Raw genomic sequence first — 15336 nt, forward strand, 5'->3', positions numbered from 1 at the left:
TATGAATTTTAATATAAGAAGATGTTTTGCTCTGAGTTTTTTGTTGTTTGTTTCGGGCATTTGGGCACAACAAAAGGATTCATTAATCACGCTATCATTTAAGAACTTAGACCTGAATTCTGTAATTACTCAAATAGAAGGTCAAACAGAGTATCGTTTTTATTTTATTGATCCCTGGTTACAAGAGTATAGCGATATGTCTGGGGATTATAATAATGTTTCGATTACCGATGTATTGAATGATCTTTTTGAGAATACTGTACTTAATTTTTATATAATGAAAGAGGGTAAAGTGATTCTTACCCAGAATAATATTATATATGACAACCTTCCTGAAAACTTTTTCGGAAAACCGAGAGATAGTATTGAACAAGAGGTAAAAAGAAGGTATAAAAGGGTTTCACCAGTTTTTGCAACCAGTAAAAGCCCTGCTAAAAATGTTAGGATAGAAACCATTAGAATAGGTAAGGCACTTAGAGGAAATTTAAAGCAAAACTTTACACTATCAGGATACATTACAAATGAACAAACTAAAAAACCATTACCTAATGCTGTTATCGCCATAAATGGTAATAATGTTGGAGTTGTAACCGATAACAATGGGTTTTATGAAGTAGAATTGGAAGTTGGAACTAATGTTTTTGAGATCAATTCTTTGGGGATGGAGAGTTTTAAAAAGAACATAATTATATATAGTGATGGCAGATATGATACCTCTATTAATGAAAAAATAGAGCAGCTGGACGAAGTGCTTCTTCAGACCGAGATTAATAATAATGTAGAAGAAGTAGTAACAAAAACAAAAGTAGATGTAGAGGAATCTAAGAATATACCATTGGCCTTGGGTGAGCGTGATGTTCTTAAAGTTGCCACCGCTTTGCCAGGAATTAGTACTGCTGGTGAGGGAGCTGCAGGATACAATGTAAGAGGAGGAAAAGCAGATCAAAACCTTATCCTTTTAGATGATGCGGTGGTCTATAATCCTCAACACTTTTTTGGGATTTTCTCGGCACTAAATCCATTTGCTCTGGGAGATGTAAGTATATATAAAAATAGTATTCCTGCAGAATATGGGGGTAGATTATCCTCTGTTTTTGATTTAACAACAAAAGATGCAAGTGTTGAGGAGTTTAAAGGAGAAGCCTCTGTAGGCCCCGTTACAGGAAATGTTTTGTTAGAAGCACCTATTATTAAGAATAAGGCTGGATTAATGATAGGTGGGCGAGGAGCCTATGCTAATTGGATTTTAAGCTCATTAGATGACGAATCTCTTCAAAATAGTGAAGCATCCTTTTATGATGTTGTGGCAAAATATAATCATCAAATTACAGAAAAATCCAAAATAGAAGCAACGGCATATTTGAGCAGAGATGATTTTAGTATTACTTCAGATTCATTATATGTCTATGGGAATAGAGCCTTATCGTTAAGGTGGAATTATAGATTTAACGAAAAGAATTCTGGTAAATTAGCTTTGTCTAATAGTCAGTATAAATTTGATATCGAATTTGATGGACAAAGTAATGATGATTTTGAATTAGGGTATAGTATCGATGAAACAGAATTAAAACTTCAGTTTAAATATTTATATAGTGATAAATTGAATTTTGATTATGGTGTTTCTAGTAAACTATATAATGTTAGACCAGGAGAGATTAACCCTAAAGGAGCAGAATCTATTATTTCTCCTTTTGAGGTTGATAAAGAAAGAGGACTTGAATCTGCCGTTTTCTTAACATCAGAAATTGATTTGACTAAAAAGCTTTCTCTTAGCGCAGGGATTAGGTATTCTGTTTTTAATGCACTTGGAGCAGGTACACAGAATATATATCAAGAAGGAACTCCAAGAAGCGAAGGTACGGTACAAGAAACATTATCTTTTGATGAGAATGAAGTCATTGAAACTTATGGAGGACCCGAATTTAGAGTTTCCGGGCGATATTTATTAGGAGAGGATTTGTCGGTAAAAGCGTCATATAACAAAACGTTTCAATTTATACACACGCTTTCTAATAACACTACTGTATCACCAATTGATACCTGGAAACTTTCAGATCTTAATATAGAACCACAGAGTTCTCAACAATATGCCTTAGGAGTATATAAAAATTTTGATGACAATGCGTACGAATTGAGTTTAGAAGGATTTTATAAAAATTCAGATAATATATTAGATTTTAAAACAGGTGCAGAAATCTTATTAAACGAAAATGTAGAAACCGAGGTGTTACAAGGAAAAGGAAAGGCGTATGGAGTAGAATTTTTGCTTAAAAAACAAAAAGGAAAGCTTTATGGTTGGCTGGGTTATACGTATTCTCGTTCTTTAATACAGTTAGATAGTCAATTTAGAGAAGAAAGGGTAAACAATGGTGATTTTTTTCCTTCTAATTTTGATAAACCTCATGACTTTAGCTTAGTGGCTAATTATAAGCTTACAAGACGTTTTAGCTTATCTACAAATTTTGTATATCAAACGGGTAGGCCTATAACTTTTCCAATAGGAAGTTTTTCTTTCAATGGATCAGATTTTACAGTATTTAGTGAGCGAAACAAGTTTAGAATCCCTGACTTCTATAGATTAGATATTGGATTTAATATAGAAGGAAATCATAAGAAAAATAAATTGGCTCATAGTTTCTGGACCATATCAATTTATAATGTATTAGGACGTAATAATCCTTTTTCGGTATTTTTTGTTACCGAAAATGGCGAGGTAAAAGGATTAAAAAGTTCTATTTTCTCGATCCCGGTACCTTCTATTACATACAATTTTAAATTTTAAAATAATGAAACTCTATATTAGGTTATTCAAATACAAAAAAATAGCAAATATTTTAATTTTGCTTTTGATCAGTAGTATGATGTCTCAGTGTGTGGATCCTTTTGAGATAGAAACAGAGAGTTTTGAGAGTATTTTGATTATCAATACCACAATGACCGATGAAGTAAAACATCAAAAAGTTCTATTATCAAGAACATTTAGATTTGAGGACAGTATACCACCCCCAGAGAATGGAGCTGCAGTCAAAGTTATTGAAGGTTCTGGTGTAGAATATCTCTTTAGTGCCGAAAATCAAACTCCCGGAACCTATATTTCAGAGCAAGAATTTGCCATACAACCTGATAAAGAATATACATTATCCATAAAAACTTCAGATGGCCGATCCTATATTTCTGATAAAGCCTCATTACCTCAACAAACATCTATTGAAAATGTATATGCAAAACAAATAACTAATGACCAAGGGGTAGAAGGAGTAGGGATATTTGTAACTACTTTTGATCCTACTGGTAATTCTAAATACTATCGGTATGAATATGAAGAAACGTTTAGGTTTGAAGCGCCGTTTTGGGTAGAAACTGATGTAAGAGCTATTAAAGAAACGAATGAAGAGGGAGAAGATGAAATTAGTTTTGTGTTTGAAGTAAGGCCTCTAGGCGAAAGAATATGTTATAGAAATGATCTGTCTAATGAAATTATTATAACCGATACAAATGACTTTTCGGAAGATAGGCTTACTGACTTTTTATTCAGATTTATCCCAGCCGAAGATGTTAAAGTTGCAGATCGATATAGCATCTTGGTTAAACAACTTGTGCAATCAAGAGAAGCGAATGAGTTTTATGAAACCCTTAATAATTTTTCAGAATCAGAAAGTTTGTTTTCACAAGTACAACCAGGATTTATTAGAGGTAATATAGTTTCAGAAACCAATCCTGATGAGAAAGTTTTAGGATATTTTGAGATATCTTCTATAGCAACAGAACGGATATTTTTTAATAGAGGAGATATTTTAAGAGAAGAGCTACCAAGTTTTGAACTCGAATGTTTTGAAGTTACAATAGCACCTGCTCCTTTTGAGCCTGAAGAAGATTTTCGTAGAAGATTAAGGGCGGTCATTAATAGTAATAGATTAAAGTTTTTAGTTTCCGTGGGAGGCTCTCCAGGAGGTAGTGTCTTTACTTTTGTGCCCAGACAATGTGGTGATTGTACTGCATTAGGAAAAAGTGATCCCCCAGATTTTTGGGTAGAATAAAATCAAGACTTGTAAAAATGTTTAATGTAAAATTATTTCTGTGAAAATAAAACCATTAGTATATCTCTTTCTGCTCCTTTTTATATCATCAATTCAGGCGCAAAGACAGTATGTTTTAGAAACAATAGAAGACTCGTTTGGCTATAATCAAATCCCTCAAGAAAAGATGTTTATTCATTATAATACAACATTGTTGTTTGCAGGGGAGTATTTGTATTACAGGTTGTACTGTTTAAATATTGAAAATAATCACTTAAGTGATATAAGTAAGATAGGTTATGTAGAACTTATTGGAGAAAACGGGAAAGCCGTGTTCAAACATAAAATTAAACTTGAAAATGGTTCCGGGCAAGGTGATTTTTTCCTTCCGGTTTCTGTCCCATCTGGAAATTATAAATTGATAGGTTATACACAATGGATGCTCAATGCAGAAAGTAATCTTTTCTTTCAAGGGGATATAACCATACTAAATCCTTACCAAGGAGATCAAAAAGCAATTCTTTCTAATAATTCTTTGGAATCTTCTATCAATGGTAATATTAATCCAATTAAATCACAAATAATAAAGTCAAAAGTAAGTGCAGGGATAACACTTGCACTAAATAAAGAAGTTGTCAAAAAAAGAAGTCCTGTAGTATTAACTATTGATAAGCACGAATCTATTAATCAATCTGGTGATTATTCAATCTCGGTCAGTAAAAAGAATTCTTATGTTTCTGCGAAAGCTATTTCTACGGTAGATTTTTCGATTTTGAACTCTAAAAATATTAAGAATAAAATGAAATCAGTAAACTCTTCTATTTTTTTACCCGAAATGCGTGGAGAATTGATGTACGGAAAAGTTATACCTAAAGAACCAACGTTTCCGGTTTCATCTGTTCAAATTGCAATGTCTATACCGGGTAAAACAAATGATATAAAAATTGTGTCTACTAATGATAAAGGAAATTTCATGATTAACTTAAATAAAACCTATAGCGAAGATGAGTTTGTGTTTCAGGTTTTAGGAGAGAATAGAAATGACTATCGCATTGAGCTTAGTGAAATTCCTGAGGTTGATTACCCCAATTTTGATTTTTATAAGTTTAAATTAACCCAAGAATTAAAGGATCATATCATTGATCGCAGTGTTCATAATCAGATTGATAATAGTTTTTTTACCGTTAAACCAGATACTATTCAAGACTCCGGTAATTATTTGCCTTTTTATGGAAATCATTATACCACATATAGCCTTGATGAATATACCAGATTTGCTACAGTAAGAGAAACTATAGTAGAAATTGTAGATGATGTATGGATGACAAAAGATGCTGGGGGAGATAAAGTATTTGCAGTTAGAGGATATTACCCTACTCAAGAAGATTATGGTTATAAACCTCTAGTTATTATAGATGGTATTGTAGAACAAGAACATGAGGACTTTATGGAGTATGATGCTAGAAAGATTAAGAAAATTAGTCTGGTTAGGGATCGATATTTTTTAGGAACTAAAATTTTTGAAGGCGTATTAATTTTTGAAACTATTGAAGGTAATTATTCTGAGAATTTGAACAAAGCGTATTTATTGAAAACTGAATTGTTACGACCGTTAGCACACAAAAATTATTATAAACAACAATATGGTCAAGAAATTAATGATTATGATCGTATTCCTGATTTTAGATCTCAATTACTATGGGAACCTAGCGTTACTTTAAGTGATACTAAAACAATCAAATTTTTTACCTCTGATGTAGCCGGAGATTATGAAATATCTCTTGAGGGATTTACAAATGATGGGGTTCCGGTATCTTTAAAAAAACAATTTAAGGTAGAGTAGCATTTTTTTAGATGCATAAATACCCTTATAGAAAGTATTAAGATGTAAAAATATTTTTGCAATTTTTCATTTTTCAACTGTATTCATCACTTCTGTAATCAACATCTGAATTTCAGTGACCATTGGTGTTAAATAAGTTTCATAACCATCATGATGGTGGATAAATTCCTTTTTTATACTCGTATTAGATGTTTCCAATTGTTTTTGAATAGTTTTAGGTAAATCTAAAAAACACTCTGAAGTAAACTTATTAACACGAAAACGTTGTAGGTTTTGTGTGCTACATGAATTTCGAATATTTCCTCTTATCTTAGTTTATAGGGACTTCTTAAAATTTTAGAAGAGGGATATACAGAAAAAGAATTCTGATTTTACACAAACAGATAGGGGATATGTTTTCAGCTTATAAGAAAAAGAGCGTTTTAGCTTTTTTAATACTTCCATTTTTATTTTATGGCCAAGCAAACGATGATGAGATTGCATATTATGATTGGTTTGATAGAATGTTGGGTGAAGAATGCACAGGACTCTATAATGGTAGACAGTATATTGATACCGATATCAATAAAATATTTGAAAATAAGCATTCTTTTTTTCTGTCTGATAAGGTACTATCTGGTTCGATCACCTATAATGGACAAACCTATTATAATTTAGGAATCAAATACAATTTAGAAACAGAACAAGTTATAGTAAACCTTCAACCGGGCACTGTTACTTCGGTTATTCAATTAATTGCAGATAAGATAACATCGTTTTATATTGAGAAACATAAATTTGTAAGCTTAGATACTACTCTAGATCCAAAATATCCAATTTCTGGATTCTTTGAAATCATTACCGAGCAACCTCAATTTGTACTATATAAAAAGAATAAAAAAAATCGAAAAAAACGCCTTGAAGATATAGGAGGGAGTAAAATCTATTATGAATTTACTGCACACAATAAGTACATTCTTTTTATCGATCAAACCTATCATGAAGTTAATAGTAAAGATGATTTTATTTCTATTTTTCCAGAAGTGAAGCAAGGAATAAAGTCATTTTACAGCACTCAAAAAAGTTTACGAAAATCGAATCCTGACGCTTTTATGAAACAATTGCTTGAAGATGTTATTTATCTGTCAATTTCAAAAAACAATTTATAAAAATGATAAAGAGGATTCTAATATTTGTTTTTTTGAGTTTACAGTATAGTTGGGCACAACAAGAAGATACTTTACTTTCATTATCCTACCAAAATCAAGATCTAAGATCCGTTTTACAACAAATAGAAACCATTTCTGACCATCGCTTTTTTTACCAAGATTCATGGATTAATGAGTATAAAGAATTATCAGGAAATTATAAAGAAGTAGATATTAATACAATACTTGAAGCTGTTTTTAAAGAGACGCTACTTAACTTCTTTATCTTCGATAACCGTGTTGTTATTACTAAAAACAATATTATATATGATACACTGCCTGATGGCTTTTTGATAGATACATCTCTTACAAATAGTAGAGTAAATTATAAAGGATTGAATAATAAGTCAATAACTTTTACAAATGATATATATTCTTCAAGTAGGGCGGCTTTAAAAACTTTCAAGATTGGTAAAGCTGTACAAGGAAATACAAACCAAAATTTTAAATTATCCGGATACGTTGCAAATAATCAAACTAAAAAACCTTTGGTTGATGCAATTATCGCAATAAATGGCAATGATATTGGTGTTCGAACCAATCCCGATGGATTTTATGAATTGCAATTGATTGCAGGCAGTCATATTATTGAAATAAATGCCCTCGGAATGGAAGAGGTCAAGAATCGATTAATCATTTATAGTGATGGTAAATTAGATTTTACGATTAATGAAAAAATAGAACTGCTTGATGAAGTTGTGTTACAATCTGAAATAAATAAGAATGTAGATGAAGTGGTTACTAAAACTAAGATCGATGTAGAGGAATCCAAAAATATACCTCTGGCATTAGGAGAGAGAGATGTTTTAAAGGTAGCAACAACATTACCTGGTATTACTACTGCGGGAGAGGCTTCGACAGGGTATAATGTGAGAGGAGGAAGATCTGATCAAAATCTAATTTTACTAGACGATGCAGTAATATATAGCCCTCAACATTTCTTCGGAATTTTTTCGGCCCTTAACCCTTTTGCCATAGGAGAAGCTAATATTTATAAGGGGACTATTCCTGTTGAATACGGAGGAAGATTATCTTCGGTTTTTGATTTAAAGACTAAAGATGCTAGTTTAGATAAAATTAAGGCTGAAGGTTCTGTTGGTCCTGTAACCGGAAATTTACTATTTGAAATTCCTGTAGTTAAGGATAAAGCAGGACTTATGATAGGAGGTAGAGGGGCATATGCAAATTGGATTTTGAATTCTCTAGATGAAGAATCATTAGAAAATAGTGAAGCTTCATTTTATGATGCCATTGCAAAATATAATCATCAAATAAACAAAAACTCGAAAATAGAAGCTACACTATATTGGAGTAAGGATGATTTTAGTATTACTTCAGATTCTTTATATATTTATGAAAACAGAGCATTTTCTCTACGATGGGATCATAGATTTAATGAAAAAAACAGTGGCAAACTAAATCTATCTAACAGCCGTTATGGTTTTGATATAGAATTCGATGGAGACATTGATACTGATTTTGAATTGGGCTACAGCATTAATGAGACCGAGGTGAAATTTCAATTTAGGAATGTTTACAATAGCAAACTTAAATTTGATTATGGACTGTCTAGTAAGTTGTATGCAGTGAATCCGGGAGAAATACAACCAGCTAACCTCATATCTATTGTCGAGCCTCTAAAAATTGAGAAAGAAAGGGCATTAGAGTCTGCGGCATTTCTTGGAGCCGAAATAGATGTATCAAATAAAATTAAGGTAGATGCCGGTATTCGTTACTCTATGTATAATGCCTTGGGAGAAAGTTCTCAAAATGTTTTCTTGGATGGAGTACCAAAAGAGGAGGCTAGCATTCAAGAGACATTGTTTTTTGATAGAAATGAAGTTATAAAGACTTACGGAGGGCCAGAATATAGAATATCTGGTAGGTATTTGATTCTAGATAATTTTTCTGTTAAGGCTTCTTATAACAAAACGTTTCAGTTTATTCATACCTTATCTAATAATACTACGGTATCACCTATTGATACCTGGAAATTATCTGATCTTAACATAAAACCCCAAAGCTCACAACAGTATGCCCTTGGTTTACATGCAAACTTAGATGAAAGTGCCTACGAGTTAAGTTTGGAAGGATTCTATAAGCGATCAAAAAATATACTTGATTTTAAAACCGGAGCTGAAATATTATTGAACGAGAATATTGAAACTCAGGTATTGCAAGGAAATGGAAAAGCATACGGAGTAGAGTTTTTACTTAAGAAACAAAAAGGAAGACTCTATGGTTGGTTGGGATATACCTATTCGAGATCATTTTTACAATTAGACAGCCAGTTTCGAGAAGAACGTGTAAATAATGGTATGTTTTTCCCTTCAAATTTTGATAAACCACATGATTTTAGTGTTGTGGCCAATTACAAGTTTACTAAACGATTTAGCATGACCACCAACTTTGTATACCAAACGGGAAGGCCTGTTACTTTTCCAATAGGAAACTTTAGTCTTGATGGAGCAGAGTTTGCAGTGTTTAGCGATAGAAATAAATTTAGGATCCCTGATTTTTATAGATTGGATATTGGATTGAATATTGAAGGAAATCATAAAAAGAAAAAAACTGCTCATGGTTTTTGGACTATTTCAGTATATAATGTTCTTGGTCGCAATAACCCGTTTTCTGTATTTTTTGTAACAGAAAATGGAGAAGTAAAAGGATTGCAAAGTTCTATTTTTTCTATTCCTATTCCTTCAATTACGTATAATTTTAAATTTTAAAAAATGATATCTTTTCATAAGTATGTTTGGGGTAAAAGAAGGATGTTTTTCATGCTGCTGTTATGCATAATGGTATCAAATTGTGTACAAGAATTTGATTTTAAGACCGAAGATTTTGAAAGCATTTTAGTTATAAAAGCCTCTATTACTAATGAACAAAAATATCATCGAATACAGCTTTCCAGAACGTACAAGTTTGAGGATGATGGCCCATTGGTTGAGCAAGGGGCAACAGTTAAGGTAGTTGAAAATACTAATGTAGTATACATATTCGAAGAAATATTTCCAGGAACGTATCAATCTACACAAGAATTTAGCGCAGAACCAAACAAAAACTATCAATTATCAATTGAGACTAGAGATGGGGGAGTCTACATGTCTGAAGAACAAGTACTGCCTTCAGAAAATTCGATTATCGACAAAGTATACCCGAAGCGTATGTTTAACAATAATGGGATAGAAGGAGTAGGGATTTTAATAGATAGTTATGATGTAACAGGAAATTCGCAGTATTACCGTTATCAATTCGAAGAAACCTATAGAATTACCGCTGATTTTTGGGCTCGTGTAGATTTAACCACCTCGTTAGAATATGTAAATCGACCTGATGGTCAGGAAAGATGCTTTAATGGTGGTGCATCTAATACAATTATTATTACCGACACCAGTAGTTTACTCGAAGATAAAGTAAGTGGATTGTTGCTTAGGTTTATTGATGCCGAAGACATTCGTGTAGCTGATCGATATAGTATTTTAGTAAGGCAATTTGTGCAATCAAGAGAGGCGTATGGATTTTATAATACGATAAATAATTTTTCAGAATCCGAAAGTCTGTTTTCTCAACTTCAACCGGGTTTTGTGAGTGGAAATATTTTTTCAACCCTAAATGAAAATGAACGTATCTTAGGTTTTTTTGAAGTGACATCGGTTACCGAAAAACGTATGTTCTTTAGTCGTGAAGACCTTATTAGCGATCTACCAAGATTTTCTCCAACATGTGATCGTGTTATTCCCAGGCAAGAATCTACTGAAACTGAAGATGAGTTTTTAAGTCGTTTACGGGCGTTAATAAGATCTGGTAATGTTAAATTTTTAGAAGAAATAAGAGATCCGAATAGTGAAAGTGGGCGTACGTATGTTTTTGTTCCCAGAGGCTGTGGGGATTGTACAGTTTATGGACAAAGTACAATTCCAGATTTTTGGGAAGATTAATACATCGTTGCTCAATTGTTAAATAGAATATAGTTAATAATTTAAAACCTAATATTCAGAAATTTAAAAGTGTGAACATTAAACCCTTATTATACATAGTTTTTTTCTGTGCAATTGGTATACAAGCCCAACGAAAATCTGTTTTAAAAACAGTCGAAGATGTAATGGGATATAATCAAATACCTAAAGAAAATGTATTTATACATTACAATACTACATTACTATTTGCGGGAGAATATTTATACTATAGCTTGTATTGCGTCAATGACAAGAATGATTTGTTAAGTACTATAAGTAAAATTGCTTATGTTAAACTTATTGATGACAAGGGTAAATCTGTTTTTGAACATAAAATTAAACTGGAAAAAGGCCTTGGGCAAGGGGATTTTTTTATTCCGGTTTCGATCCCCTCTGGAAATTATAAGTTAATAGGATATACACAATGGATGCTTAATTCTATAGAATCTGATTTTTTTCGAGGAGATGTTAGTATAATTAATCCCTATCAAGGAGATCAAAGTGAAATTCTGTCAACTGATCATAGAAAAGAAACTTCAGAAAAACATACACAAAATGAAATAACAAACAGAAATAATGTTGAGGCTAAAAATGACCATCCTATTCTTGTAGAGAAGAAAGTTTACTCAAAAAGAAGTCGTGTTCGGTTTAATATTCAAAAAGACCAATTACCCGAGGGGAATTATTCTATTTCTGTGAGGAAAACAGATAATTTTAAAAAAGCAAAAGGTATTACGACTAAAGATTTTTTTAAGCTTGATTCAAAATCAAAAAGGAATGCTATTAGGTCTGTAGGAGATTCTATTTTTCTTCCAGAAATGAGAGGAGAATTGATATATGGAAGAATCATCCCAAAAGATTCAACCTTTTCGGTTTCGCAACTAAATGTGGGGTTGTCTATTTCAGGAAAAGCAAGTGATATTAAAATTGTATCAACAGACAACAAAGGAAATTTTATTATGTGTCTTGATCAACATTTTAATGAAGATAGAGTAATGATGGAGGTTCAGGATGGGGATAAAACAAATTATACCATTTTAATAGATACTATTCCTGAAACCGATACAGGTGCAATGGATTTTTATTCTTTTAAAATTAAGCAAAAGTCATTAGATGAAATTACAAAAAGAAGTATTTACAATCAAATAGAAAATAGTTTCTATAATTTAAAACCAGATACAATACAAGAAAGTCAACTGATTTCTTCTTTTTATGGTAAAGATTATGTTAGCTATGATTTAGATGAATATACAAGGTTTTCAACCATTAAAGAAACTATTGTAGAGGTTGTTGAAGGAGTTCGAATAAGAAAAAATAAAAAAGGAAAAGAGGTATTTAGTATTTATGGGGACCATGTTGGAAGTGCAAAATCTAATTATTTACCATTGGTATTGGTTGATGGTGGAATTGTACAAGATCATGAAGATGTTATCAATTATGATCCAAGAAAAATAAAGAATATTAGATTTATCAAAGATCGATATTATATAGGAACTAAAGTCTTTGAGGGTATTTTAGAAATTAAAACATTAAAAGAAAATTATTGGGGGCAATTGAAAGAGAAAGACCTTATTCAATTTAATGATTTGAAATTATTAGAAAAGAAAAGATATTATAGACAAGTATATGATACGTCTAACAAAAACAATCGAATTCCGGACTATAGACTTCAGTTGTTATGGTCTCCTAGTTTTGAAATAGATAGAGAGGATATAATATTAGAATTTTATACTTCCGATATTATTGGTGATTTTGAGGTTATCCTACAAGGGCTTACTAAAAGTGGGAATGCAGTATCAATTACACAAAATTTTAAAGTAGAATAAAATCCTTCATTTTCTGAAAGTTTTTAAAGTTTCCGATCATTCTTAACTACATGTAATGCGATAATCATGTTAACTTCTAGACAATAGATGGTACATCATTAAAAAACCCGGAACATTAGTTCCGGGTTTTCGCAAGTTGAGTTAGATAGACTATTGCATAAATGCAATAGAGAGTTAATCTTTTTATAGCCAAACACCATAGACACTCATTGAAGCGTCATTAGCATTAAGGAAATCTCCTGATAAGTTTGAAAATGCAGCAGTATCTGATTGAAACGAGCCTCTATTAGTATAAATAAGGCCATCAATATTTCCATAAAAATCAATTAATGGCTGTACTATACTTTCTAAAAATGCATTATTACCAGGGACTCCATCAACAGTACTTGGTCCTACATATTCTAGTTTTAGTTTTTTATCTTCAATTTTAGCCTTAAAATCATAATATACGGTAAGAGTTGCGCCAGATGGATCGGCAAAATCAACAAGAAGTTGAGTGTTATTACCATCGACACTAGGGTTAGTAATCAATACAAACTGGAAAAAAGAAAATCCAAATCCAGAAATATCTGTATTAATTTGACTTATGATATTATCAAATCCAGTTGAAGTTAATGGATTTGCACCTAACGAAGGGCGATATATATAAGTGGTAAATGTTTCGCCTATGTCAAAAACATCATTATTTATATATAAAGGCAAGCTATCATGAAGAATAATAGCGGTATTACCATTATTACTAGCGACAAATTGATTGTTGCCAGAGTTATAAGAAAACAGCTGAAATTCACTGTCAGAAATTACAATCGGATTAATAAAATTAAACCCGTCTTCGGTTAATTCTATTGGGTACTCTTTTGTTATTTCATTATTTTCCGAATCTTCGTAAACAATTGTTGCTATTCTAGTAAGTGGATCGTACGAAAATGAACTCGAAAACAAAGTTTCGTCACTAGCATTTTTAACAACCATACCCCTAAAAGGAAGATTAGTTAAATGCCCATTTTCAACTCTTTCATCTAAGCCTTGAAGTTTTTGTACATTTTCCTTATCAACCGCTGTAGCTTTTACTAAAGTAAGTGTTGATTTTTCATCTCCCTGGTCGGTTTTGCTTCTAAGGATAATAGATTCACTTGAAACTTCTTCAATTATGAACTCAAATTCTGCTCCTAACCTAAATCTTTCAGCTTCAAATAAGCTATGTAGTGTAGAGAAGCTTTCAAACACTAATTCTGGAAACTGATTTTTTCCTACTCTGAAGGTAGTAGGTAAGTCAGCATTACCATTGTTATAATCTGAAACTATTTCGACTGTGTTATCGTTATTGAATTGAAGATGTAAATTATAAATACCTGTATTTGGTTCTGGTTGATAATCTGTTTTCCATCCAAATTCCGAATTAACAAGAGTTTCTTTATAATTTTTTAAAGTCTCGTCGACGCGACTGTCTACATCTTGATCAAATAGCGGTTCTACTTCATTATCACTACTACAGGCAATAAAACCTAAAGAGATAACTAATAATGTATATATTTTAATGTTTTTTAACATGTTACTCTAAATTTAATTAGTTAATACTTTTTAAAAATTCATCTCTTAAGACAAATAAATCAATACCAACATCATCTTGCATGTATTTAACAACAGCATCATATTTTTGTTGTATTCGAGCCCTTCCTTCGTTTCTATCTAAACAATCTTGGCCTTGTCCACTACAATCTTCTGGAGTCAAGTAAGTAGCTTCAAATACCATTGGATCAGTGGTTATAATACGAGCAATAATTTCAGCAAAATCTTCTCCTACGGCAGAAGTTCCGTAAGGGGTTACCATTCCTCGTTTTATAGCATTTTCTATTGATGTTGTACTTTCTTCACTTCCATTTTCGATAAGTGAAGTCCATGTATTAGGCGAAGTGTAATCATCTCCTGAAATTTCGTAAAAAGATTCAACATCAAAATTAAAGTTTTGATCTACAATATGCGCAAATTCATGGTGTAAGGTTCTAAAAGTTTGTATGATCCAGTCTGTATTACCCGGGGCATATTCATTTGCTTGAGTAAGAGTAACTCTAACACCCGAGTCTGCTATTCCCAAAGTTATGGTTCCATTACTATTAAATATAGGAGATCCTAAAATTACAATTTCGCCAGGAAAATATTGTCTTAAGAATTCTTGCCCTTGATTTGATGCTTTATTGTATGGCTCAATCCAGGCTTGTTTGATAAGTTCGGCAACAGGGCGTACAACTTCTAAACGAGGTGGAACCGCAGATTTTGATGGATCAATATAGCGATCTACAAATTTATAAATAATTACACTTCCATAAGGATCTCTAAATTCTGTTTTTAGAAATTGATCAAGTTCTGTTGTTGATTCTTCTATACCAGCTTCAAAAATAGGAGTTGGCTTTAAAGTTTCTTCTCGTTCACATCCTGATAGTATTGATAAACTAACAAGAAGTAATAATATTTTTTGTACTATTATATTTTGTGTTTTCATAGTCA

Annotated in this window: 9 protein-coding genes; 7 read left to right on the forward strand and 2 right to left on the reverse strand. The window is 31.8% G+C overall.

Features of this window, described 5'->3' with window-relative positions; all coding sequences use genetic code 11:
- Position 1: 1 nt before the first annotated feature.
- The 7 genes from ABW637_RS13240 to ABW637_RS13270 all read left to right on the forward strand — a co-directional run bounded on the left by ABW637_RS13240 (position 2) and on the right by ABW637_RS13270 (position 12831).
- Positions 2-2782, forward strand: a complete 2781-nt coding sequence (locus tag ABW637_RS13240; protein ID WP_367585180.1) for a TonB-dependent receptor — start codon at positions 2-4, stop codon at positions 2780-2782.
- 4 nt (positions 2783-2786) lie between these two features.
- On the forward strand, positions 2787-4037 hold the full coding sequence (locus ABW637_RS13245; RefSeq protein WP_367585181.1) for a DUF4249 domain-containing protein: 1251 nt from the start codon (positions 2787-2789) through the stop codon (positions 4035-4037).
- Between the two features lie 40 nt (positions 4038-4077).
- On the forward strand, positions 4078-5859 hold the full coding sequence (locus tag ABW637_RS13250; RefSeq protein WP_367585182.1) for a hypothetical protein: 1782 nt from the start codon (positions 4078-4080) through the stop codon (positions 5857-5859).
- A gap of 392 nt (positions 5860-6251) precedes the next feature.
- The gene (locus ABW637_RS13255; protein ID WP_367585183.1) at positions 6252-7007 is read left to right on the forward strand and encodes a hypothetical protein; all 756 of its coding nucleotides are present in this window, start codon (positions 6252-6254) and stop codon (positions 7005-7007) included.
- Between the two features lie 32 nt (positions 7008-7039).
- Entirely contained in the window at positions 7040-9775 is a 2736-nt protein-coding gene (locus ABW637_RS13260) for a TonB-dependent receptor (RefSeq protein WP_367585184.1), read from the forward strand.
- A 3-nt stretch (positions 9776-9778) separates the two neighbouring features.
- A complete protein-coding gene (locus ABW637_RS13265) occupies positions 9779-10987 on the forward strand; it encodes a DUF4249 domain-containing protein (protein WP_367585185.1) in 1209 nt (402 codons plus the stop codon).
- A gap of 71 nt (positions 10988-11058) precedes the next feature.
- Entirely contained in the window at positions 11059-12831 is a 1773-nt protein-coding gene (locus ABW637_RS13270) for a hypothetical protein (RefSeq protein ID WP_367585186.1), read from the forward strand.
- Between the two features lie 183 nt (positions 12832-13014).
- Here ABW637_RS13270 and ABW637_RS13275 read toward each other — a convergent pair whose 3' ends face one another.
- Positions 13015-14382, reverse strand: a complete 1368-nt coding sequence (locus ABW637_RS13275) for a DUF4302 domain-containing protein (protein ID WP_367585187.1) — start codon at positions 14380-14382, stop codon at positions 13015-13017.
- A 16-nt stretch (positions 14383-14398) separates the two neighbouring features.
- Positions 14399-15331 (reverse strand): substrate import-associated zinc metallohydrolase lipoprotein, encoded by a 933-nt coding sequence (locus tag ABW637_RS13280; protein ID WP_367585188.1) that lies wholly within the window; start codon positions 15329-15331, stop codon positions 14399-14401.
- Positions 15332-15336 lie beyond the last annotated feature (5 nt).

The organism is Aquimarina penaris, assembly GCF_040786285.1.
GTDB lineage: Bacteria > Bacteroidota > Bacteroidia > Flavobacteriales > Flavobacteriaceae > Aquimarina.